This is a genomic window from Tychonema sp. LEGE 06208, from assembly GCF_015207505.1.
Taxonomy (GTDB): Bacteria; Cyanobacteriota; Cyanobacteriia; order Cyanobacteriales; family Microcoleaceae; genus Microcoleus.
In genome coordinates, this window is sequence record NZ_JADEWT010000026.1 from 38,316 (window position 1) to 61,057 (window position 22,742).

Annotated in this window: 32 protein-coding genes; 26 read left to right on the plus strand and 6 right to left on the minus strand. The window is 47.1% G+C overall.

Annotated features, from left to right (window positions below; genetic code table 11):
• Position 1: 1 nt before the first annotated feature.
• The 20 genes from rplX (at position 2) to prfA (ending at position 13,478) form a co-directional block, all read left to right on the plus strand.
• A complete protein-coding gene (gene rplX, locus IQ263_RS09560; protein WP_228041975.1) occupies positions 2–364 on the plus strand; it encodes a 50S ribosomal protein L24 in 363 nt (120 codons plus the stop codon).
• 120 nt (positions 365–484) lie between these two features.
• Positions 485–1,030, plus strand: coding sequence for a 50S ribosomal protein L5 (gene rplE, locus IQ263_RS09565; protein ID WP_194010352.1), 546 nt, complete (start codon positions 485–487; stop codon positions 1,028–1,030).
• Positions 1,031–1,052: 22 nt separating this feature from the next.
• Positions 1,053–1,457, plus strand: coding sequence for a 30S ribosomal protein S8 (rpsH, locus tag IQ263_RS09570; protein WP_194010353.1), 405 nt, complete (start codon positions 1,053–1,055; stop codon positions 1,455–1,457).
• A gap of 237 nt (positions 1,458–1,694) precedes the next feature.
• Complete coding sequence (rplF, locus tag IQ263_RS09575; RefSeq protein WP_194010354.1) at positions 1,695–2,243, plus strand: 50S ribosomal protein L6; 549 nt, start codon at positions 1,695–1,697, stop codon at positions 2,241–2,243.
• Positions 2,244–2,245: 2 nt separating this feature from the next.
• Entirely contained in the window at positions 2,246–2,608 is a 363-nt protein-coding gene (gene rplR / locus IQ263_RS09580) for a 50S ribosomal protein L18 (protein WP_194067218.1), read from the plus strand.
• Between the two features lie 127 nt (positions 2,609–2,735).
• Positions 2,736–3,284 (plus strand): 30S ribosomal protein S5, encoded by a 549-nt coding sequence (gene rpsE, locus IQ263_RS09585; protein WP_194067219.1) that lies wholly within the window; start codon positions 2,736–2,738, stop codon positions 3,282–3,284.
• A gap of 146 nt (positions 3,285–3,430) precedes the next feature.
• Positions 3,431–3,877 (plus strand): 50S ribosomal protein L15, encoded by a 447-nt coding sequence (gene rplO / locus IQ263_RS09590; protein ID WP_194010357.1) that lies wholly within the window; start codon positions 3,431–3,433, stop codon positions 3,875–3,877.
• 102 nt (positions 3,878–3,979) lie between these two features.
• Positions 3,980–5,284, plus strand: a complete 1,305-nt coding sequence (gene secY / locus IQ263_RS09595) for a preprotein translocase subunit SecY (RefSeq protein WP_194010358.1) — start codon at positions 3,980–3,982, stop codon at positions 5,282–5,284.
• 5 nt (positions 5,285–5,289) lie between these two features.
• A complete protein-coding gene (locus IQ263_RS09600) occupies positions 5,290–5,871 on the plus strand; it encodes an adenylate kinase (RefSeq protein WP_194067220.1) in 582 nt (193 codons plus the stop codon).
• Positions 5,872–6,320: 449 nt separating this feature from the next.
• The gene (gene infA, locus IQ263_RS09605; RefSeq protein WP_006276978.1) at positions 6,321–6,545 is read left to right on the plus strand and encodes a translation initiation factor IF-1; all 225 of its coding nucleotides are present in this window, start codon (positions 6,321–6,323) and stop codon (positions 6,543–6,545) included.
• A 363-nt stretch (positions 6,546–6,908) separates the two neighbouring features.
• The gene (rpmJ, locus tag IQ263_RS09610) at positions 6,909–7,022 is read left to right on the plus strand and encodes a 50S ribosomal protein L36 (protein WP_015178722.1); all 114 of its coding nucleotides are present in this window, start codon (positions 6,909–6,911) and stop codon (positions 7,020–7,022) included.
• Positions 7,023–7,104: 82 nt separating this feature from the next.
• Positions 7,105–7,488, plus strand: a complete 384-nt coding sequence (gene rpsM / locus IQ263_RS09615) for a 30S ribosomal protein S13 (protein WP_194067221.1) — start codon at positions 7,105–7,107, stop codon at positions 7,486–7,488.
• Positions 7,489–7,572: 84 nt separating this feature from the next.
• Positions 7,573–7,971, plus strand: a complete 399-nt coding sequence (rpsK, locus tag IQ263_RS09620) for a 30S ribosomal protein S11 (protein WP_006634980.1) — start codon at positions 7,573–7,575, stop codon at positions 7,969–7,971.
• 177 nt (positions 7,972–8,148) lie between these two features.
• Positions 8,149–9,093 carry a DNA-directed RNA polymerase subunit alpha gene (locus IQ263_RS09625; protein WP_333092058.1) on the plus strand — a complete coding sequence of 315 codons (945 nt, stop codon included), beginning with the start codon at positions 8,149–8,151 and terminating at the stop codon, positions 9,091–9,093.
• A 129-nt stretch (positions 9,094–9,222) separates the two neighbouring features.
• Positions 9,223–9,573, plus strand: coding sequence for a 50S ribosomal protein L17 (rplQ, locus tag IQ263_RS09630; RefSeq protein WP_194010371.1), 351 nt, complete (start codon positions 9,223–9,225; stop codon positions 9,571–9,573).
• Between the two features lie 29 nt (positions 9,574–9,602).
• Positions 9,603–10,445 carry a tRNA pseudouridine(38-40) synthase TruA gene (gene truA, locus IQ263_RS09635; RefSeq protein ID WP_194067222.1) on the plus strand — a complete coding sequence of 281 codons (843 nt, stop codon included), beginning with the start codon at positions 9,603–9,605 and terminating at the stop codon, positions 10,443–10,445.
• Positions 10,446–10,569: 124 nt separating this feature from the next.
• On the plus strand, positions 10,570–11,025 hold the full coding sequence (gene rplM / locus IQ263_RS09640) for a 50S ribosomal protein L13 (RefSeq protein ID WP_194067223.1): 456 nt from the start codon (positions 10,570–10,572) through the stop codon (positions 11,023–11,025).
• Complete coding sequence (gene rpsI / locus IQ263_RS09645) at positions 11,025–11,438, plus strand: 30S ribosomal protein S9 (protein WP_194067224.1); 414 nt, start codon at positions 11,025–11,027, stop codon at positions 11,436–11,438. Before rplM ends, rpsI begins: the two co-directional genes overlap by 1 nt.
• A gap of 290 nt (positions 11,439–11,728) precedes the next feature.
• The gene (rpmE, locus tag IQ263_RS09650) at positions 11,729–12,037 is read left to right on the plus strand and encodes a 50S ribosomal protein L31 (protein ID WP_194010363.1); all 309 of its coding nucleotides are present in this window, start codon (positions 11,729–11,731) and stop codon (positions 12,035–12,037) included.
• 346 nt (positions 12,038–12,383) lie between these two features.
• Positions 12,384–13,478: a peptide chain release factor 1 gene (prfA, locus tag IQ263_RS09655; protein WP_194010364.1), complete on the plus strand. Its 1,095-nt coding sequence runs from the start codon at positions 12,384–12,386 to the stop codon at positions 13,476–13,478.
• Positions 13,479–13,493: 15 nt separating this feature from the next.
• Here prfA and IQ263_RS09660 read toward each other — a convergent pair whose 3' ends face one another.
• Positions 13,494–13,910 carry a hypothetical protein gene (locus tag IQ263_RS09660; protein ID WP_194067225.1) on the minus strand — a complete coding sequence of 139 codons (417 nt, stop codon included), beginning with the start codon at positions 13,908–13,910 and terminating at the stop codon, positions 13,494–13,496.
• A gap of 136 nt (positions 13,911–14,046) precedes the next feature.
• Here IQ263_RS09660 and IQ263_RS09665 point away from each other — a divergent pair, with 136 nt between their 5' ends.
• A complete protein-coding gene (locus tag IQ263_RS09665) occupies positions 14,047–14,403 on the plus strand; it encodes a helix-turn-helix domain-containing protein (RefSeq protein WP_333092052.1) in 357 nt (118 codons plus the stop codon).
• A 180-nt stretch (positions 14,404–14,583) separates the two neighbouring features.
• Positions 14,584–14,949, plus strand: a complete 366-nt coding sequence (locus tag IQ263_RS09670; RefSeq protein ID WP_333092051.1) for a helix-turn-helix domain-containing protein — start codon at positions 14,584–14,586, stop codon at positions 14,947–14,949.
• 237 nt (positions 14,950–15,186) lie between these two features.
• On the opposite strand, the gene IQ263_RS09675 is transcribed toward IQ263_RS09670, so the two are convergent.
• A complete protein-coding gene (locus IQ263_RS09675) occupies positions 15,187–15,996 on the minus strand; it encodes a pentapeptide repeat-containing protein (protein WP_194067226.1) in 810 nt (269 codons plus the stop codon).
• Between the two features lie 65 nt (positions 15,997–16,061).
• Complete coding sequence (locus IQ263_RS09680; protein WP_194067227.1) at positions 16,062–16,934, minus strand: DUF4351 domain-containing protein; 873 nt, start codon at positions 16,932–16,934, stop codon at positions 16,062–16,064.
• A gap of 199 nt (positions 16,935–17,133) precedes the next feature.
• Between IQ263_RS09680 and IQ263_RS09685 the strand changes: the two genes are divergently transcribed.
• A complete protein-coding gene (locus tag IQ263_RS09685) occupies positions 17,134–18,396 on the plus strand; it encodes a UvrD-helicase domain-containing protein (protein WP_194067228.1) in 1,263 nt (420 codons plus the stop codon).
• 147 nt (positions 18,397–18,543) lie between these two features.
• Here the strand turns inward: IQ263_RS09685 and IQ263_RS29265 are convergent, their stop codons facing one another.
• Positions 18,544–18,675: a hypothetical protein gene (locus tag IQ263_RS29265; protein ID WP_255515849.1), complete on the minus strand. Its 132-nt coding sequence runs from the start codon at positions 18,673–18,675 to the stop codon at positions 18,544–18,546.
• A gap of 134 nt (positions 18,676–18,809) precedes the next feature.
• A complete protein-coding gene (locus IQ263_RS09690) occupies positions 18,810–19,589 on the minus strand; it encodes a photosystem II electron transport protein, Sll1252 family (RefSeq protein ID WP_194067229.1) in 780 nt (259 codons plus the stop codon).
• 171 nt (positions 19,590–19,760) lie between these two features.
• Between IQ263_RS09690 and IQ263_RS09695 the strand changes: the two genes are divergently transcribed.
• From IQ263_RS09695 to IQ263_RS29785, 3 genes are read left to right on the plus strand one after another with little or no spacing between them, the layout of a single operon-like run.
• Positions 19,761–20,807, plus strand: a complete 1,047-nt coding sequence (locus IQ263_RS09695) for a DNA-methyltransferase (protein ID WP_194067230.1) — start codon at positions 19,761–19,763, stop codon at positions 20,805–20,807.
• On the plus strand, positions 20,804–21,436 hold the full coding sequence (locus IQ263_RS09700) for a PaeR7I family type II restriction endonuclease (protein ID WP_255515850.1): 633 nt from the start codon (positions 20,804–20,806) through the stop codon (positions 21,434–21,436). Before IQ263_RS09695 ends, IQ263_RS09700 begins: the two co-directional genes overlap by 4 nt.
• Positions 21,394–21,537 carry a hypothetical protein gene (locus IQ263_RS29785; RefSeq protein ID WP_370589091.1) on the plus strand — a complete coding sequence of 48 codons (144 nt, stop codon included), beginning with the start codon at positions 21,394–21,396 and terminating at the stop codon, positions 21,535–21,537. The genes IQ263_RS09700 and IQ263_RS29785 overlap by 43 nt, the downstream gene beginning before the upstream one ends.
• Before the next feature lie 303 nt (positions 21,538–21,840).
• Here IQ263_RS29785 and IQ263_RS09705 read toward each other — a convergent pair.
• Positions 21,841–22,742: SWIM zinc finger family protein (locus IQ263_RS09705; RefSeq protein WP_228049924.1), on the minus strand; the 902-nt coding region annotated here is incomplete at its 5' end.

Below are 22,742 nucleotides of genomic sequence, written 5' to 3' on the forward strand. Positions count from 1 at the left end.
AATGTACGGAAAAAAGGGTAAAGCAACTAGCGAACCGCAGCGCTACAGAATGCACGTCAAAGCAGGCGACACCGTGCAAATAATTACTGGCAAAGAAAAAGGAAAAGTCGGAGAAATCCTCAAGACATATCCCAAAGTCAGCAAAGTAATTGTTAAAGGCGTAAATATCCGAACCAAGCACGTCAAGCCCCAGCAAGAGGGAGAATCCGGAAAAATAGTCACCTTTGAGGCTCCCATTCACAGCTCAAATGTCATGCACTATTCCGAAAAAGAGAAAATCGCCAGCCGCGTCTGCTATACATTTAGTGAAGACGGCCGCAAACTGCGACAACTCAAAAAAACCGGAGAAATCCTCGATAATTAGTCATCAGTCCTTAGTCCTTAGTCCTTAGTTCTTAAAAGACAACTGACAACTGACAACTAACAACTGACAAAGAACAATTCCCTGACCAAGCCCAGGGACAGTTAACGAAACACAAAAACTATGCCGGACAAACTCAAAGTTCTTTATCAAGGAAAAATCGTTCCCAAACTGATGGATCAGTTTAAATATACTAATATCCATCAGGTTCCCAAACTCGTCAAAGTCACCGTGAACCGCGGTTTGGGAGAAGCATCTCAAAATGCTAAGGCACTAGATTCATCCATCAACGAAATTGGCATCATCACCGGACAAAAACCAGTGGTGACGCGGGCGAAAAAAGCGATCGCAGGCTTCAAAATCCGCAAAGGAGTACCAGTCGGCGTGATGGTGACGCTACGCGCCGATCGGATGTATGATTTTCTCGATCGGCTGATCAACCTCGCACTACCCCGCATCCGCGACTTCCGCGGCATCAGCCCCAAAAGCTTCGATGGTCGCGGCAACTACAGCTTGGGCCTGAGAGAACAGCTCATCTTTCCAGAAATAGAATATGACAGCATCGATCAAATTCGAGGCATGGACATTTCAATTATCACCACAGCAAAAACCGACGAAGAAGGACGCGCTTTGCTTAAAGAAATGGGAATGCCGTTCCGGGACAACTAAGCACTAGAGTAAGAAGCAAAAGATGGCAGCTAACGATACCATAGCAGATATGTTGACGCGCATTCGCAATTCTTGCATGGCGCGCCACCAGACAACACAAATTCCAGCTACAAAAATGACCCGTAGCATCGCCCAAGTCCTCAAAAATGAAGGCTTTATCAGCGAATTTGAAGAAGCAGAACCAGAAGGGGTCAAGCGAACTATAGTGCTTTCTCTAAAGTACAAAGGTAAAACTCGCAAGCCCATTATCACCGCACTTAAGCGAGTCAGCAAACCAGGACTTCGCGTTTACTCGAACCGTAAAGAATTGCCCCGAGTATTAGGCGGAATTGGCATCGCCATTATCTCCACCTCCAGCGGCATTATGACCGATAGAGAAGCCCGACGCCAAGGTTTGGGCGGAGAAGTGCTTTGTTATGTTTGGTAGTCATTAGTCAGTCGATTTTAGATTTTAGATTGACGCTCCAGCGCAGTGAATCTGAGAGTTTCAACAAAAATCTAACATTTTGGGAGCATCAACTCAAAAGTATCGGGGCACAGTACCCGTTTCTTGCGGGTCATTAGTCGCCGATTATTGGCAACAAACTCCAGAATCGATCGCTAAAGACTAATAACTAAAGACTAACAATCAAGCACTAATCACTAAAAACAAAGGACAAAAAATATGTCGCGAATTGGCAAGCGTCCGATTAGCATTCCCACTAAAGTCACCATCACCCTAGACGGCCAAAAAGTAGCCGTCAAAGGTCCAAAAGGTGAACTTTCCAGAGTGATACCAGCAGAAATCCTCATGGGACTCGAAGGCGAGACTTTACTCGTTACCCGCCGAGACGAATCTCGCGTCGCCAGACAACTGCACGGCTTATGCCGCACCCTAGTCGCCAACATGGTCGAAGGTGTATCAGAAGGTTTTCAGCGCCGTCTGGAAATTGTCGGCACAGGTTATCGGGCACAGGTTCAAGGACGGAACCTGATTTTAAACGTCGGTTACAGCAAGCCAGTTGAAATGCCCCCTCCAGAAGGCATCACAATGGCAGTTGAAGGCAACACCAACGTCATTGTCTCCGGCATTGACAAAGAACTCGTAGGTAACACAGCAGCCCGCATCCGCGCTGTGCGTCCGCCTGAAGTCTACAAAGGTAAAGGCATTCGTTACAGCGGCGAAGTCATCCGGCGCAAAGCTGGTAAAACAGGCAAAACAGGTAAGAAGTAAACATGAAGCTTACTCGCAAAGAATCAGTCCACCGCAGACACCGCCGCGTGCGGCGCAAGGTGTTCGGCACCGCCGAGCGTCCCAGATTAGCGGTATTTCGATCGGACCAGCACATCTACGCCCAAGTAATCGACGACACCGCCCAGCACACTTTGGTAGCCGCGTCAACCCTCGATCCAGAATTGAAAGCCGAACTCAGTTCTGGCAACAACTGCAGCGCCAGCACCAAAGTCGGTCAGTTGATTGCCAAACGCTGTTCCAGCGCTGGCATAGTCAAAGTCGTGTTCGATCGCGGAGGCAACCTCTACCACGGTCGCGTTAAAGCCCTCGCAGATGCAGCTCGCGAAGCCGGGTTAGACTTTTAGGAAGAAGGAAAAAGGAAGAAGGAAGAAGGAAGAAGGAAGAAAGAAGCAATAAAATTCTTAATTCCTAATGGTTAATTCCTCATTGCAGACTACCAGTTACTAATCCTCAATTCCCCAAGACAAAACTATGGCAGAACAAAAAGAACAGCGCACCAAGAAAAAAAGCAGCAGCAACAACAAAGGACGCGAAAAAGAATCCGAATGGCAAGAAAGAGTTGTTCAGATTCGTCGCGTTACTAAAGTAGTCAAAGGCGGTAAAAAACTCAGCTTCCGCGCCATAGTCATTATCGGCAACGAACGCGGTCAAGTTGGAGTGGGAGTCGGCAAAGCTAGCGACGTCATCGGTGCAGTGAAAAAAGGCGTCGCTGACGGCAAAAAACACCTCATTGAAGTCCCCCTCACCAAAGCAAACTCCATCCCTCACCCCATCGACGGTGCAGGCGGCGGAGCCAAAGTCATGATGCGTCCGGCCGCAGCCGGAACAGGCGTAATTGCAGGGGGAGCAGTCCGAACAGTTCTCGAACTAGCAGGAGTCCGCAACATCTTAGCCAAACAGCTAGGTTCTGGAAACCCCTTGAACAACGCCCGAGCTGCAGTCAACGCCCTCTCCACCCTCCGCACCTTGTCCGAAGTTGCTCAAGAACGCGGAATTCCAGTAGAAAACCTCTACGGTTAGGGCATAGGGAATGGCAAACTGTCAGTTTTGAGTGTTAAGTGCTGGCGTTGAGAATCAAAAAAATCCGCAACTCAAAACTCACGCACTCAAAACTACTGCGCGCCGGCTCTCTAAATACCAATTACCAATTACCAATTACTAAAACTATGAGATTGCAAGACGCCCGACCCAAAGCAGGCTCCCAAAAGCGCCCGCGACGCTTAGGCAGAGGTATTTCTGCCGGTCAAGGCGCGAGCTCCGGTAAAGGGATGCGCGGTCAAAAATCTAGAGCCGGTAGCGGCACTAGACCGGGTTTTGAAGGTGGCCAAAATCCTCTCTACCGCCGCCTGCCCAAGCTCAAAAGCTTCCCGATCGTGAACCGCAAAGAGTACACTACCATTAATGTAAGTAAATTAGCATCGCTGCCAGCAAACACAGAAGTGACTCTCACCTCTTTGCTCCAAGCAAAAATTGTCACCGCTGACAATGGCCCGCTGAAAATCTTAGGAGATGGCGAACTAAATGTGCCCCTGCAAGTCCGCGCCAAGGCTTTTACCGCAGGTGCTCGCACCAAAATTGAAGCCGCAGGCGGAAATTGCGAATTAATTGCCTGAAGATTTGAGGTTTGAGAAGAAGTCCAAATCTCAAATCCTCAAGTTTGCTATCAGAAAATGATTTAGTCGAAAATCCCAAATCTAAAATCCCAAATCGTAACTATGGACGTTAGTAGAGAGAAAGCGCCAACTGCACAAGAGACATTCATGCAGATGGCTCAAGCTGCAGGTTTGCGGGGCCGTATCCTCGTAACCCTTGGCTTATTGATTTTAGTGCGTCTGGGTGTCCACTTGCCAGTCCCCGGCATCGATCGAGCTGCCTTTGCCCAAAACGTCCAAAATAGCCCTTTAATTGGCTTTTTGGACTTGTTTTCAGGAGGCGGCCTGTCAGCATTGGGGATTTTTGCGCTGGGGATTTTGCCCTACATCAATGCTTCAATTATCGTGCAACTTCTAACCGCGGCTCTGCCAAGTTTAGAAGACTTGCAGAAAAATGAAGGAGAAGCGGGGCGGCGCAAGATTTCTCAAATTACTCGTTACGTTTCTTTGGGCTGGGCAATTCTGCAAAGCATTGGCATTGCGATTTGGGTCAGCCCTTTTGCTCAAGCTCCAGCGCCCTTATTCATAGCACAAACTGCTTTGGCTCTAACAGCAGGGTCGATGTTTGTCATGTGGATATCGGAATTGGTGACGGAACGAGGCATCGGGAACGGAGCGTCGCTGCTGATATTTATCAACATTGTGTCGGTTTTGCCGCGCTCTTTGGGACAAACTTTTGAATTGGCCCAAAGTGGCGATAACGCGATTGTCGGTCGCGTAGTGGTTCTGCTGCTGGTATTTTTGGTAACGATTGTCGGGATTGTGTTTGTTCAGGAAGGTACTCGCCGTATTCCGATTATTTCTGCCCGCCGCCAAGTCGGACGCAAGGTTTATCGGGAGAGTCGCAGCTATCTGCCCCTGCGCTTGAATCAAGGCGGAGTGATGCCGATTATTTTTGCATCTTCGGTGTTGATTGTGCCTTCTTTCCTCGCTCAGTCTTTGAATAACCCATTTTTGGTTCAAGTTGCTAATGTTTTGAGTCCTAACGGGCCTGCGCCTTGGGCTTACGCGCTGTTTTATCTGACTTTGATTCTGTTCTTCAGCTATTTCTACGCTTCGTTGATTGTCAACCCTGTAGATATGTCTCAGAACTTGAAGAAAATGGGCGCTAGTATTCCTGGCATTCGTCCTGGTCAGAAAACGAGCGATTATGTGGAGAAGGTTTTGAACCGTTTGACTTTCTTGGGCGCGATATTTCTCGGTCTGGTGGCTATTGTACCAACGGCTGTAGAAAGTGCCATCGGCGTGCAAACTTTTAGAGGTTTTGGTGCAACTTCCCTGCTAATTCTAGTGGGTGTCGCGATCGAAACTGCTAAGCAAATTCAAACTTACGTCATCTCCCAACGATATGAAGGAATGGTGAAGTAATCGCAATGCAACTGATTTTTATGGGGCCTCCAGGGGCAGGTAAGGGAACTCAGGCTCAAATATTAGCCGCTCTCTGGAAAATACCGCACATTTCTACTGGTGACATTCTGCGCGCCTGCGTGGTGGCGAAAACAGCCTTGGGCCTACAGGCGAAAGCCTACATGGATGCTGGTGAGTTGGTTCCCGACCAGTTATTGATGGATATCGTCCAAGAACGCATGAATCAACCAGATGCAAGTGCAGGCTGGATTCTCGACGGCTTTCCCCGCACTGTGGCACAGGCAGCGTTTTTTGACAAACTGCTCTGTGATGTTGGTGTAGAGGGAAGTACGTCTGGTAAGGACTGCGATCTCAGAGCTGTAAATTTGGACGTACCTGATAATGTTTTGGTGACTCGCCTATTGTCGCGGGGGCGCCAGGATGACAATGAGGAGACGATCCGCCGCCGGTTGCAAGTTTATCGCGAACAAACTGAGCCTTTGATTGAGTTTTACAGCGCTCGCGAACAGTTAGTTGCGGTTGATGGCGATCGCGATATGGGATTAGTCACTGCTGAACTGCAACAAGCCCTCTCTGGCGACTCTTGAACCCTCTCAATAGAGCTTGTTACTCACCAAATTTTGCTAAGATATGTTAACTAGGAGCTTTGTGTGCGATCGGGTTTTGTGAGGGTTGTTAGAAACAGGATTGAACTCGATTATACTTGCCACAACTTTACTCAAGTAAAGCTGAAGCAACAAGTTAATTAGAGTCAAGCATTCGATCGAGTCGCCCGAATTATTGCCCCGTTCGCCTTAGACCCGCCCAAAACGGATACAAGCCACCGACAATCATCGTCGCAAACCCTGATTTTAGACCGCAGTTTCTGCTCATTTGATGCCTCTGTGGAGTCAATCTAAAATCTAAAACTTGTTCGCTTGCGAAGTCGAAGCATCTAAAATCTAAAATCGGCAGATTCTTAGTTGGTAAATAGGTTTTGAAGCCAATACCGGGATACTCCTAGTTAATCAAATGTAAAATTGAGGTAAATACCAAATTGTCTAAGCAAGATTTAATTGAAATGGAAGGGACAGTGACGGAATCTCTTCCCAATGCGATGTTTCGCGTTGACCTAGATAATGGGTTTAACGTGCTAGCTCACATTTCCGGCAAGATTCGTCGCAACTATATCAAGATTTTGCCCGGCGATCGCGTCAAAGTCGAATTAACTCCCTACGACTTGACCAAAGGCAGAATTACATATCGCCTTCGGAAAAAATAGGCTTAGATAAAACTTTCTAAAAACTAATTTTAAGTTTTATTAGAGAGAACTTGGTAAAAAGCTTCAAATTTATGCTATAATGCTACGTTTGTAGTGTTGGCGAGAAGGGCGTCAACAACCCACCAGCGTAGAGGGCTAAGTGACTGCTACGCGGTAAAAGTATCGATCGCCCAAATTTGGGTGCAAGCGAATTTGACCCCAACAAAGGGAGTGGGTGCAAGCGGGCTCCTTCAAGAAACAACCCGTACTTTATACAATTTAATCGAGGAGAGGCCTACACCTTGCCCAGCCTCTCCTCCCACCGCTCTACGGGCCAGCGTGGCTGAGTTCCGGTAGAGCGGGGTTCTCCAGGCAGGAAGAAAGATGAAAGTTCGAGCATCTGTCAAAAAGATTTGTGAAAAATGTCGCGTCATCCGCCGTCGCGGTCGAGTGATGGTGATATGCACTAACCCAAAACACAAACAGCGCCAAGGTTAGACAACAGCAAGATTGGGCGCTGCACGCAAGTGCCGCCTCATTCAACATTGTAGCCAAACAGGAAAACTAGGGAGACAAAAGTGTGGCACGGATTGCCGGGGTAGACCTTCCACGCGATAAGCGCGTCGAAATAGGTCTGACATACATTTACGGAATAGGCCTGTCGCGGGCCCAAAAAATCATCGCTGCAACAGGCGTAAATCCTGACACTCGCGTCAAGGATTTAACAGAAACGGACGTGACTGCTCTGCGGGCTCACGTAGAAAGCACCTACCAAATCGAAGGAGACCTCCGGCGCTGGGAGTCAATGAACATCAAGCGCCTGATGGATATCGGGACTTACCGGGGTAGGCGTCACCGTTTGGGTCTGCCTGTGCGGGGCCAACGAACCCGTACCAACGCCAGAACCCGTCGCGGCGTTCGCCGCACAGTTGCGGGCAAGAAAAAGGCACCTTCCAAGAAGTAACTTCTTTTTGGAAAAACTACGCTGGGGGCTGCTGGCTCCTAGCGCTTCGGGACATTAGTTGAGAGAAACGTTAAAGAGACTAATATGGCGCGACAACAAACAGGCAAGAAATCTGGTGCAAAAAAACAGAAACGGAATGTACCCAATGGGGTAGGCTACATCCAGTCTACCTTCAACAATACGATTGTGACTATTACCGACCTCAACGGGGAAGTAATATCCTGGGCATCAGCAGGTTCCAGCGGCTTTAAAGGAGCGAAAAAAGGGACTCCCTTTGCAGCTCAAACAGCAGCAGAAAGTGCAGCCCGCAGGGCCAACGACCAAGGAATGCGCCAAATAGAAGTAATGGTGAGCGGGCCCGGAGCAGGTCGAGAAACTGCAATTCGGGCTCTGCAAGGGGCGGGACTGGAAATTACCCTGATTAGAGATGTTACCCCGATTCCTCACAACGGCTGTCGCCCTCCCAAGCGGCGTAGAGTCTAAAACGATTTGAGATTTTAGATTTTAGATTTTGGATAATGGTTAACTGCTTAAAATCAAAAACTAATAATGGTTTCAACTGTTGCCCCGTCCGTCCAAAATCCGAAATCCGTTCAGGGGTATGCTCTGCAATCTAAAATCCAAAATCAAAAATCCAAAGTGGAAAAGGGAGGTCACTCCGTGGCGCAGTTTCAAATTGAATGTATAGAGTCTAACACTGACAAAGACCGCAGTCAGTACGGAAAATTTGTTCTAGAACCCCTAGATCGCGGTCAGGGAACAACGGTTGGGAATGCGCTTCGGCGAGTGCTGCTGTCAAATTTGGAAGGAACGGCAGTAACTTCAGTCCGCATCGCGGGTGTCAATCACGAGTTTGCAACGATCGAAGGGGTACGGGAGGATGTTCTGGAAATTCTCCTGAACATGAAAGAGGTGGTTCTTAAAACTCATTCCCAGCAGCCGCAAATCGGCAGGTTGCGGATTGAGGGGCCAGTCACAGTTACTGCCGATCGATTCGATTTACCTTCTGAGGTGGAATTGATCGATAAATCGCAGTACATTGCGACTCTCTCCCCCGGTTCAGTTCTGGAAATGGAATTCAGAATTGAAAAAGGCATCGGATATCGAGCAGTAGACCGCAGTCGCGATGATGGGTCGGCTTTGGATTTTCTCCAAATTGACGCCATCTTTATGCCGATTCGCAGAGTCAACTACAGCGTTGAAGATGCTCGGTTGGGTGGCACGGCCGAGAAAGACCGGCTGATTATGGAAATCTGGACTGATGGCAGCGTGACTCCTCAAGAAGCTCTGAGTCAATCTGCCCACATCCTGGTAGATTTGTTTGCCCCTCTCAAAGACATCACCCACGATTCTCTCAAACCAGAGTATCCAGGTGAGGCCGATCCTACGAGCCAAATCCCGATCGAAGAATTGCAGTTGTCAGTCCGGGCTTACAACTGTCTCAAGCGGGCTCAGATCAACTCAGTCGCAGACTTATTGGATTATACCCAAGAAGACTTGCTAGAGATCAAGAACTTCGGGCAGAAGTCCGCAGAAGAAGTGATTGAAGCTTTACAAAAACGCTTGGGGATTACCCTGCCGCAGGAAAAATCAGCTAAAAGTTAATCAACGGGTAACGGGTAAAAAAGTGCGGAATTTTAAGTGGGTGAGTTCTTAAAAACCCAGAATTCACCCCCGGAGTTCGCAGACTATCTATCCCCGCGCCCAATTACCAATTACCAATTACCAATTACCATGCGCCACCGCTGTCGCGTCCCCCAACTAAACAAACCGGCTGACCAGCGCCGCGCCATGTTGCGCTCGCTGACCACCGAATTAATCCGTCACGGTAAAATCACTACCACTCTCGCCCGCGCCAAAGCGCTGCGCCCAGAAGCGGACAGAATGATTACCCTGGCAAAAGAAGGCTCCTTGGCCGCTCGCCGCCAAGCTATGGGCTATATCTACGACAAACAGTTAGTACACGCCTTGTTTGAGGCTGCCGCAGAACGGTACGGCTCGCGCAATGGGGGTTACACCCGCGTAGTGCGAACTGTCCCCCGTCAAGGAGACAATTCCGAAATGGCGATCGTTGAACTGGTTTAATGAAATTTTGGGTTGGAGATTTTTGATTTATGACTGACAATCCAAAATCCCCAATCGAAGATGCCCGATCGATACAGCGCGTTGCTTTAGTGATCCAATACATCGGCACTAACTTTCACGGCTGGCAGCGACAGCCGAACCAGCGTACAGTACAAGAAGAAATTGAAACAGCAATATCGACTGTCCTGCAACGTCCGGTAACGCTGCACGCTGCCGGGAGAACTGACGCAGGAGTTCACGCCGCTGCTCAAGTAGCCCATTTTGACGCCTGCGGCCCAATTCCGGCTCACCGCTGGGCAAGCGTTCTCAACTCTCGACTGGCAAAAGATATTTTAATTCGAGCTTCGGCAAAGGTGGAACCTACCTGGCACGCTCGGTTCTCAGCCAGTTGGCGGCGCTATCGCTACACCCTTTATACAGACCCGATTCCTAATTTGTTTGTGCGTCCTTATGCTTGGCACTGCTACCACGCGCCTGTGGACGAATCTTTGATTCAGGCAGCTTTGACACCGCTAATCGGGCGGCATCACTTGGCGGCTTTTCACCGCGCGGGGTCTGCCCGCCCCCATTCTTGGGTGGACGTACAAGCAGCAGAGTGTCATCGTTCTGGGCCTCTTATCTATATCGAGGTTCAAGCGAGCGGGTTTCTGTACGGGATGATGCGGCTGCTGGTGGGGTTGCTGGTGCAGGTGGGTCGCGGGGAAAGGGCGATCGACAATTTCACAGATATCTGGGTCAACGAACGCCGAGAAATGGTAAAATACGCCGCTCCCGCTCGAGGTTTATGCCTGCTGCGGGTTGGATATTCAGAATTTCCCTTTCCCCCAGATGTTTGGTACGACACTCAGCCAAAATTAGTTATTGGTTATTAGTTATTGGTTATTAGTTATTGGTTATTAGTTATTGGAAACAACTAACAAATAACAACTGACAACTAACAACTGACAACTAACAATGAACAACTAACAAATAACAAATAACAACTGACAACTAACAATGAACAAAACTTACGTCCCTACTCAAGACTCCCTAGAGCACAAGTGGTACGTGGTCGATGCCGCCGACCAGCGCCTGGGCCGTCTGGCAACAGAAGTTGCCATATACCTCCGGGGCAAACACAAACCCACTTACACTCCTTCAATGGATACCGGCGACTTCGTAATTGTCATCAATGCTGACAAAATCGCTGTTACTGGTAAAAAACGCACCCAGAAAATCTACCGCCGTCACTCTGGCAGACCGGGCGGCATGAAAACAGAAACTTTTGCCAAATTGCAAGCACGTTTGCCCGAAAGAATCGTCGAAGAAGCTATCCGGGGAATGCTGCCTCACACTTCTCTGGGCAGACAACTGTTTACTAAGCTAAAGGTGTACGCTGGCCCCAACCACCCGCACCAAGCTCAAAAACCAGAAGAATTAATTGTTCACACGATTCCGGGAGGAAATGAGTAATGCAAGCAACAGATACATCCGGCCGCGCCGTTTACTGGGGTACTGGCCGCCGCAAGTGTTCCGTAGCGCGGGTACGTTTGGTTCCCGGCACAGGCATACTGACTGTCAACGGTAAAGAAGGGGATTTGTACCTGCAATTCAACCCTACCTATTTGGCACTCGCTAAGGCTCCTCTGGAAACTTTGGGTCTGGAAAATGAATATGACATTTTGGTAAAAGTCGAAGGTGGCGGTTTGACCGGTCAAGCTGACTCGATTCGCTTGGGTGTCGCTAGAGCGCTTTGTCAGTTAGACCCGGATAACCGCAAGCCTCTGAAGACTGAGGGCTATTTGACTCGCGACCCGCGGGCAAAAGAGCGGAAAAAGTACGGTTTGCGGAAGGCTCGGAAAGCTCCTCAATACTCGAAACGGTAATCGAGCAACGAAGGAAGAAGGAAGAAGGAAGTTCGGCAACGAGCAATGTACGGGATGTAACGGATGTAACGGATGTAAGTCCGTCGGAAGAAGGAAGAAGGAAGAAGGAAGAAGGAAGAAGGAAAAGGCAAGAATCATTCAGATTTTATCTGCCTTTTTTTCAAGTTTATTTCCGATTCCTGATTCCCGGTTCCAACAGGTCTAAGACAAAATTGGTGCTGTTGTTGGTGGTGTACAAGTCCTGCGACAGTTAAAATGGTTGTAAAGTCAAAAATTAGAGAGTAAAAAAAATGGCGAAAGATGGCATTCACCCTGAGTGGTATCCCGAATCTCAGGTTTTTTGCAACGGGGAACACGTGATGACGGTTGGTTCGACTAGACCAAAGCTTCAAGTTGATGTTTGGTCGGGGAATCATCCTTTTTATACTGGCACTCAGAAGATTATTGATACTGAAGGTCGTGTGGAACGCTTTATGCGGAAATATGGCATGACAGATGTAGAAATGCCGCAGGCAGATGCTTCCTCGGGCCCTCTGAAAATGGAAGACCCGAAAGCAGATGCTGCTAAGGCTGCTGCTAAAGGCAAAAAGAAGAAGTAGCTGGATTGTCATTTGTCCGCAGTCGGTTAAGAGTAGTGTTTTCTACGAATAACTGACTGCTATAGGATTTGAGATTTTAGATAAAAGACTTGCCGTAGGGGGCAGTTTAGTTCGATCGAGATTCTCTCCAAACTGCTCTTGAGTTCTAAAATCTAAAATCTAAATTTAAACATCTCAAATCGAACCGCTCTCGGATTGGATGTTTTAGATTGAAGACTTGCCGTAGCAGGCGGTTGAGTTAAATCCAATTAAGTTCGATCGCGATTCTACTCCAACTGCTCTTCAAATCTAAAATCTAAAATCTAAAATCTAAAATCTAAAATCGATTGACGGAGGACAACTGACAATGGCTGAATCTTATTTGCTGGATAAATTGAAGTCGGTAGAGCAAACTTTTAATGAGTTGACTCGCCGCATGGCTGACCCGGATGTGGCTAGGGACAATTATGAGTTTCAACGGGTGGCAAAAGCTCGATCGTCCTTAGAGGAAGTGGTCGATACTTTTGCTTTGTGGAAAACGACTCAGGAAGATTTGGTGGGCGCGCGACAGGTGCTCAAGGAAGCTGCGGGCGATCGCGAAATGCAAGAAATGGCTGGACTGGAAGTTGATGAACTTGAGTCGAAGCTGGAAAATTTGGAAAGTCGTTTGAAGGTGTTGCTGCTACCGCGCGATCCGAACGATGACAAGAATATTATGCTGGAAATTCGCGCTGGTACTGGCGGAGATGAGGCTAGTATTTGGGCGGGGGATTTGCTGCGGCTTTACACTCGCTACGCTCAAACTCAAGGCTGGCAGGTGAAATTGGTGAGCGAGTCGCTGGCGGAAATGGGCGGCTTTAAAGAGGTGATTCTGGAAGTTACCGGCGATAGCGTGTACAGCCAACTGAAGTTTGAGGCTGGGGTACACCGGGTGCAGCGGGTGCCTGTGACTGAGGCTGGCGGCCGGGTTCACACTTCAACGGCGACGGTGGCTGTGATGCCGGAGGTGGATGATGTGGAGATTCACATCGATCCGAAGGATATTGAGATGAGCACGGCTCGATCGGGCGGCGCTGGTGGTCAAAACGTGAACAAGGTGGAAACTGCTGCGGATTTGTTTCACAAGCCGACGGGTATTCGGATTTTCTGTACTGAGGAGCGCAGTCAGTTGCAGAATAAGGAGCGGGCGATGCAGATTTTGCGGGCTAAGCTTTATGAGATGAAGTTGCGGGAACAGCAGGATGAGGTGAAGTCCCGGCGTTTGGCTCAGGTTGGTACTGGTTCGCGATCGGAGAAGATTCGCACTTACAACTATAAGGATAATCGGGCTACCGACCACCGTTTGGGGGAAAATTTTTCGCTCAATAGTGTTTTGGAAGGGGATATTGAGGCGATTATTCAGACTTGTATTTCTCAGGATCAGCAGGAACGTTTGGCTGAGTTGGCTGCTTCTATTAATTGATGGAGCGATGGGGAATTAGGCACATTTTTGGGTGTGCCTTTGTTCTGTGATGGCTCGGCGGATGTGGTGGAGCAGGGCGTCCCAAATTGCATCGGCGCTTTGAACGGGATAGTTGAAATGTTCGAGGTCGTATTGTACAATGATTTCTAGAGGCGCGAGGGCTTGCTGGTTTCTACAACTGGCAATTGTGGCGATCGTCTCTTGCTCCCATCTGGCAAATAGTCTGTAGCTGAAAAAGGAACTGCATTTTTGTCCTTTCTGGTTCAGGTAAACGACTATTACTTGATGTTGTTTGGGGTAGACTTTGACTATGCGGTTGACGGGCATTCTCAGAGCTTCGGCTGCTTCTATTTTGGAGATTTGCCAGCGCTGGGGTTTGAGCCAACCGGAGGCTGTGAGGCTTTGACGGGTGTTGCGTGTCTTGCGAGTCATTTTTACTACCCCTGATTTGCTAGAAATACAATTACGATTTTAAAAGTATTTACACTCTAACTGGTAAACTTTTTGCTGTCAAGCAAGAAAGACAGATTTTTTGGTAGATAAGTAAACTAGGAGTTGTGTTGATCTGGTGACTAATACTGTGGACGCAGAAGCTAGGAAGAAACTGAGCGAAGTTGTGAAGCTAGCCCGTGGCGACCTGAGTTTTAGCGCTTTTGGTAGGCTATTGGGAGTCTCTGGGTCTGCTGTTCAGTATTGGGAAAAGGGCCAGGTACTCCCGGATACGAAAAATTTGACTCAGATTGCGGCAAAAGCGGGCTTTACAATGGAAGAGTTGATGGCTCATCTCGAAGGTAAGCCAATGCCGGAACCTGTCAATACCAACGAGCTGCTGAAGAAAATTCAATGTATGCCGATTAGTGAGTTGGCAGTGATTGGTAGAGCCGTTATGGATAGGCTCGCTGCTGCTGCTGAGTCTTCTGGGTAAGTAGAGTAGATTGCGAGTTTTTTGAATGCTTCTCTTGGTCATTGTTATTTCTCCCAAGTCTGCGTTAAATAAATTGAATATTTTCAATATATTTAAAATAGTATCTGTTAAATGTTCTGCTGTCAAGCAAGACAGACAAATTTGTTGGTACACAAGTAAACTAAGAATTGTGGTTATCTGGTGGCTGATACCGTGGACGCAGAAGCTAAGAAAAAACTGAGTGAGGTTGTTAAATTAGCGCGGGGCTCGATGAGTCTGACCGCTTTTGGCAAATTGTTGGGAGTTTCTGCTGCTTCTGTCTTGTATTGGGAAAAGGGGCAGGTACTTCCAGATACGAAAAATTTGACTCAGATTGCGACAAGAGCAGGCTTTACGATGGAAGAACTCATGGCTCATCTTGAAGGCAAGCCGGTGCAGGAACCTCTGGATACCAACGAGCTGCTTAAGAAAATTCAATGTATGCCACTGAGTGACTTAGCAGTGATTGTTCGAGCTGGTATGGATCGACTGGCTGCTGCTGCTGTAGCTTCTGGGAAGTATGGTTGAGCTGGTACAAATCCCGATCGCACTTGAAAAATTTCCACCACTCGTGATTATCACAAATCGAGTATTTTGTCAAGTCAAAATCTACTTTGTTCTGGAGTTCGATCGCCCTTATGGACTGACGCACTCCGACAAAGAAACCGGGTTTTTACCTAATCTGTCGGTGACAACGAAGTATTTTCCTAAAAAACCCGGTTTCTGGGCCCCTATACGATCGCCCTTACGAAAAAAACACTCCCTCTATCCCTGACTCAATATGTCTAAAAGCTCTTCGACAACGCGATCGGGTTCTTGACTGCACCTGTGGGCCTCGCAATAGTGGATGGTGAAGATGCCGTGGGATGCAAAGATGCGATCGCGCGTTTCATCTTTTTCTGTGTCGGGATGCGATATTTCCAGAATTCCCCATTTGCCTTGGTGGAAAATGAGAAAATCTGGTTCTTGGTTTTGTCGCCCTGCGGGTGTGGTGAGGCGGGCTTTGGAGTTGGGGAAGAAAAGGACGGAAGTGCGATCGAGCGCTTCGGCTATTTTTACTTCTTCTTTGCAGCGAAAGCGCAAATCGTTCCAGTGATAAATCCCTTCTTTTGTGCTTGACAGAAATCCCTGGTTATGCGCGTTTTCAGCCTTGATAATTCTATCTGATACTGTATGATAATCAGATAGAATTGCACCCTGTAAATCTGCTGACGAATCAGATTCACTTAAGTTGGCGAATGATAGTCTAGCTCCGCTTAAGTTAGCACCGCTGAGATTAACTCCAATAACTTGAGTTCGATGTAATGTCACTTGATGTCGCCGCAAGTATCGCTTAAAAACAGAGCGTAAATTATTTTTTTTTACTTTTTCATCAAAAGCCTCTGAGAGTTGTTTCCAGAGTTTAGCCGCCAGCGCTTTTATATATTCATCATTATATTGAGAGAGTTGAGAAATTTCCTCATAGGAACATCGGCCTTCCCAGCATTGTCTGAAGATGAGCTCTTGCACGTCGTTTAACTGTTCGTCGTCATCTAGGACTGTTTCGACAATGGCGAGAGCTTCATCGACAGTCATGGGTTAAGTTTCCTTAAAGTATGTATCTGGTAATTTTTTGAACATATCCGACTATGTTTTACCAACTAAGGCTGGCGTTCATTCAGCCAATTGGTTAAATCTGCTGCTTCTGAAAAGTCCAGCAGCGCCTCTCCTAAATTCTCTAATTCTTCTACGGACAAAGTCTGAATTTGCTCGCTGATTTGAGGAGCGATCGTACCGATGCGTCGAGTCAACTGGCGAGTGACGAAGGACAGCGCCTCATTTTTCCGGCCTTCTTCGAGGCCTAGTTGGAGACCTAATTGTCTTCCTTCAATGAGACCATCTTCGCGAATTTCTTGGTAAATCACAGAACCGCGCATAGTTTCCTTCCTAAATAGTTGTCTGATTAAGTCTTTTTCAAATCTCAAACCTGCGAGCACTTGGGTACAAGCGAGTAAATCCGCTTGTTGGGTAGGTTCTTCTATTGTAGCAATCTGAGTAGCAATTTGCTCTAACAAAGTTCGCGGGGAGTTGGTTTGAGATAGTGTCGCCAATGGGAGTAAGCCGGGGACGGACAGCAGTAAAGCGGGGTCTTGTTCCCACAGGCGGATAACTCGATAGCCGTGTCGGGTGTTTGCGTCTGTGTACTCGGATACAAAAACTTGTTCTGAGGCTGTTTGCTGCAAAAAAATTACTACTTGATTGATGTCACAGGAGTATTGCCGTTTGAGCCTGACGTAGTAGTCTAGCATTCTGAAGGCGATCGGCGGGTCGGAGTAGGGTCTGGTTTCAAATTCCAGATGGAGGATTTGGTTATCCGTTTGCAGGAAAACGAGAGAATCGGCTCGAATGGGTTCTTGAATTAGTTCGGTTTTGAGTACCTGAACGTCGGTGGGTTCGTCAATTGGTAGCAGCCAGCTCACGAAGGCGGCGGGGAATTTTTCGGCTAGGTATTTGCAGGTGTTGTCGTAGGCCAAAACGGTTGGGTTGTGAGGGTTGATTAGAAGAGTTTAGCTCTAGTGGCATCTATCTGAGAGGAGATTTTATGGCGATTTGGCGAAAGTCATTACTTTTTCTCACTTTTTCTCACTTTTTCTCACTGACAAAGATGAGATCGTGTTGGTAAGCTAATTTGAATAAAAAACATTCGACAAAAAGAATATAAGGAGAACCATCGTGGAACAGTGGATTAACTTCGAGCAATCTTTGAACCAGCGTTTAAATAGCCAAGATTTAGACGAACAACAGAATAAAGCCAAAAATTTCTCGCTTAAAGGTCATTCTTTAGTTCGAGGCGTTGCTGGCTCTGGTAAGTCATTAGTATTGCGAAATCGTATTGAAAAACTAATCGATGAGGGTTATAATGATATTTTGGTATTGTGTTACAACCGCTTTATGAAGGGTTGGATTGATTCAATAATAGCACAAAAAGGCTTGAGTTTAAACGTAGAGTCTCGAACTTTTCATAGTTGGGCTTATCGCATTGGATACACTTACAATTGGGATGAAATTCCTGAAAAGCGGCAGCAAATTATTGATCTAGTTAAAACATATTATAATGCCAACCCCAAAAAGCGTTATAAAGCAATTCTAATTGATGAAGCTCAAGATTTTTATGATGAATGGTTTATGGCGATGTTAGGTGCTGTAAGTCCCGATACAAACTCTATGTTTTTTGTCTATGACAATACTCAGTCAGTGTACGAAGGTCAGCAACATCGAAGAAAGCAAGATTGGAGTTGGTCTAAGCTTGGATTTGAGGTCAGGGGTCGTTCGCAAATATTTGATTTAAACTATAGAAACGCGCCAGAAATTATAGAATTAGCTTGGCAGTTTATATATCCTTATTTAGCTAGTGCTAATATGAAGATAGCTAAACGCTCAGAAGCTGCTGGTAAAATCGGTCATATTGTCGAACCAGTCAAAAAGTCTTCTCGCAGTTCATCTATTAAGCCAATGCTTGTAAAAAGCGATATGTCTCCAGACAATATAGCTAAACAGGTTAAACTGGCATTGAGCAGTCATCCAGAGTCTTCAATTGGAGTTTTATTGCATCCACAAGAGTCAAGAAACTTTAAATTAGAAATTAGTAAATTCCTGAAGAAATTCGGTGTTCCCCATCACGCTCCAATGTGTCCTCAAGAGCGAGATCATAACGTTGTAAACCGACCTTTCGTAATAGTCGATTCTTGGAATGCGCTGAAAGGAGTTGAGTTTGATGCCGTTATTATTGCTGGCGTTGATCAAGTGGAAGAATTATCAGATCCCGATAAAGATTTTCAAGAAAAAGCAGGACTTTATACAGCAATAACAAGAGCAAAAGATCACGTAGTTATGTTATACCAAAATGAAACTAAAGTTGTGCAGCAACTTCAAAACATTTTGACAGCACCGGATGTTTTGGAGAGTGACTCAATAGTAAGTGATAAGGCTGCTTAGTGTAAGGTATAGAGCGGTGTCGGTACTTACCGCAAAGGGCGACAAAATGAGTCCCACGAAAACCTGTTTAATGAAATACGCAACTTACCTATATCGACTGATTTGAAGAATACTCTGGAAGCGGTTGTTAGAGACGGGAGGGGTTGTTCATAATACTGATAAGCGATCGCACCTCATCACCCTCACCTTTCTACAACCTTCTCCCATCGCCTGCTTTGACAGTTTTTGAAGTGCGATCGCCCTTTCGTCAATTTTCAACCAACACAAAACCACGCGCACTTCATTCTCACCCTAAATCTCGTAAAAAACCCGGTTTCTTCCAACTCAACAAAGTGGTCACAAACCGGGTTTTTCCGCAATACTTAGTTATCGTTCTCAATCTTGTAAAAAAAAACGGTTTCTCGATTCGTCAATTACAAATATCGAGTTAACTGCACTCGATAGCGTTCTTTTTTTGTTACCATGACTTCCCCAATTTCCAATCTTCCCTTACCGCTAACGGCGATTAAATCTCCAGATTTAACGTGATAACTAGATTGGGTGATATCTTTCCAATTAACTCGCACATCGCCTCTGTCAATAAATTCAACCATTTTGCTGCGAGACATGGCAAATCCGGCCGAAGCAACAGCATCCAATCTCATCGATGCTTCAACGGTTGTCATTTCTTTCTTTTTCGGTTCTCTAATTTTGAGCTCGCTCAATTCAATGCGCCGAGTTTTCACCGGAACCGATCGCACTTGCTGCAAACTCATCTCCAAATACTCTACCATTTCGGGCATGACAATCGCTTGCGCGCCGCGTTCGCCCAACACAATGATATCGCCAGTTTTCTCGCGGACAATTCCCGTACCCAACATCGCCCCCAAAAAGTCGCGGTGAGAAGCTGTATCGAACAAGAAATTGCCAGCAATTTCTACCGCAGCAACGTTAACGCTAGCAGAGTCGATCGGGATATCCGATCGCGCGATCGCAATTCTCTGCCTTTCAGCTTGCGGGTAGCCGCCCCAAGCCACTAATTCCACATCAGTTAAGCGCTTAAATACCGTCATAGTGTCCGCCAACTCCGGCGGCGACAGAAAATCAGTCAGAGTAACTTCCCAAGTTTTAATTGCTTGTTCCGCTTGGTCGATCGCCCGCGCCACACATTCACGGTTTTCGATGCCTTTTAACAGTTCTTCTCTTTGTAACATCAGTCAATTTTAGATTATAATTTGAAATTGCCAAACCTTGCTGTAACTAAAAAGTCTACTTTTTAAACAGTCGCACTACTTTAATTATAGTCTAAAATCTTCAAATCAGGATATGATTAATTTTGTTGCTGGTAAAGCTGATTTGATTAATACGATCGTTGTACCAAATGTATGAAGTCTTCGAGTTTAAGCAAGGTCAATATTTCAACGCAGTTTCTGTCTCAGCAAACAGCCGAACCATTGAAACAAGCGCTACAGGATAGAAGCCTTATACCCGACGAAGCAGAGGCATTACTAGCCGCCGGCGAACAGCGCGCCATTCCTGCCATCAGCAAAAATACGGCATTGATCCAACAGATTCAGCATCGGGTACAAAGCTTGCCATCTGTTCATTCCCTGGTACAGGGCGATAGCCGAAACTTGAGACATATTCCCGATGAAAGCGTACATCTGGTAGTCACATCGCCGCCATACTGGAATTTAAAAGAATATATCAAAAATCTCAACCAGCTTGGAGAAATAGCAGACTACGAACAGTTTTTGCAAGAGCTCGATCGAGTATGGCAGCAAGTATGGCGCGTTTTAGTCCCAGGCGGGCGGCTGGTGATTGTCGTGGGCGATGTCTGTGTGGCGCGCCGGCGGTTTGGCAGACACATGGTATTTCCCCTGCACGCCAGCATTCAGGAACACTGTCGCCATTTAGGATTTGACAACCTCGCACCGATTATCTGGTACAAAATCGCCAACGCTTCCCTAGAAGCAACCGGAAACGGCACCAGTTTTCTCGGCAAACCCTACGAGCCCGGAGGTGTCATCAAAAACGACATAGAGTTTATCCTGATGCAGCGCAAACCGGGCGGCTACCGCAGTCCCACCCTCACAGCACGAGTATTGTCCGTGATACCGGAAACTCTGCACCGACAGTGGTTTCAACAAATTTGGCAGGATATCAAAGGCGCTTCCACCAAGCAACACCCCGCCCCGTATCCTTTGGAACTAGCAGAAAGGCTGGTGCGGATGTTTTCCTTTGCGGGGGACACGGTACTTGACCCGTTTATGGGAACGGGCACAACCTGCATCGCTGCAGCAAATTGGGGACGCAACAGTATCGGGGTAGATGTTGAGCCAAATTACCATCAAATGGCGCTGAAACGGATGCAAGAAACTTATGGTTTGCGCGTAGTTTATGAGGGATTGATGGCGGAGGTTGTCGAATGACGGGACTGTCGCCCATCCCCGATGATGTATTCCGGGAAGCTGTGCAGGGTTTCTGGGATACCCGCATCGCCCAAGCACAAGCCCAAGTGCTAGCAGGCAAAGTAGATCGAGGCAATCGCAGCGCGGTGACAGGAGGCAAGCAGATGGATGGTTTCATCCTCACCCTGACCGATTTCCTGCTGGCTGCGGGTGTTCCCCAAAACCACATCCACGTAAAAAAAAGCCTAACTGTCATACCGGGCTTTTTTCGGCCGACGAAAATGTATGATTTTCTGGTTGTAGACCGAGAAAAGCGACAACTCAAGGTAGTCATCGAGTTAAAAAGTCAGGTTGGCAGCTTTGGCAACAATTTCAACAACCGCACAGAAGAAGCGATGGGGGCGGCTCTCGACATCTGGACAGCTTACCGGGAAGGGATGTTTGGCGAAGCACCTCCGCCACCGTGGTTAGGATATCTGTTTGTTTTAGAAGACAGTCCTGCTTCGCGCGCGCCGGTGCAGGTTGCCGAACCGCATTTCGCGGTTTTGCCGGAGTTTAGAGCGGCAAGCTATGCTAAACTAAACGCTACGAACTTTTTTGTCAGAAGATGGTACGGGAAAGACATTTCACGGCTGCTTGTTTTTTACTGACTAACCGCGAACAGTCTGCACAACATCCCAACTATACGGAGCCATGTTCAGACTTGTCTGCTGCCAATTTTTTGCACCAGCTTATCCGGCACGCGATCTAAATTAGGTAACAGATTTTGGCGTTGCTGAACAGGAGTATGAATGTACATTTTTTAGTTATTGCCGAAAACAGACTTTTTGCGCCTTTGAGTCTTTGTGTAGAAGTTAATTCATATCATTTCCGGTTGCACTCCTCATGATGTTAACTGTTAACTGTTAACTGTTAACTGTTAACTGTTAACTGTTAATTTACTATTCCGATGAAGAGAGGATTTGATATCATATCATTTCCGGTCGATCACCTTAACAAAAAAGGATTGCGCTACCGGACATCATATTAATCAGCTATCGCGCACTGTAAAATTTTACAGTTTATTCTTCGTCTTCACCCGCATATATAGCTCTTCCATCGCCTCAATAAACGAACCATCCTTTTGCCAAAAAGCCGGAAAATCTCCCTGTTTCTTCACTACGATCGCACTTACGCCACTTTGCACCCCCACCTCAATCGTCTGCGGCAGCCGCTTTGCACCGTGCCAAAACTCCTTCAGGCTGATTGTTTGCGCTTCATTCGCGATCGCCCGCGTGTAATAGGAATCCACCGCCACAGGGGCCGCTGCATCCGCCGTCAACTCAGCAGAAAGCGCCATTCCCAAAGGCGTTTTTGCCAATTCGCGGTGCAGCACTTCCTTAGAAAGTCCCCGTAATTCAAACAGTAAAAACGGATCTTTGTCCAATTCGGCCGCCACCAAATAATAAACTCCCGCAATATGTTTGCAGGGATTGCTATAGTCTGGACAAGAGCAAGTCGTTTTAAAATCCTCACGGCTGCTGGGTAAAAGGTGCAATCCAAAGGGCGAAAAAGCCTTTTCAATATTGTCGGGCATTTCGTTGAGTAGCAGCCGGGAAATGAAGCTGGCTTTCGATGCCATTTGGGCGATCGCCACTTTCCACTTTGCCTGACTAATCGGCTCAAACTCAATTTTAGTTTTGTACAGCGGCTCCTTATAAACCCCATAATAAGGATTAACCGATCCTCTCACCTCTGCCATCACTAACCCATCATTCATTTTAAAGCTTTTTACCTTGCCATTCCGCGCATAGGCACGTCCCCGTCCGAGCCGCCCAGAATCGGTAAACCTTTCCAACGCGCTGATAAATTTATTACCCCACCAAGTCCGAGTAAATTGTGACATAAGCTGTTCTGCATTTAAATTGTATATTTCGATGAATCTCAAACATCCTCTCCCCCTCTCCCCCTCTCCCC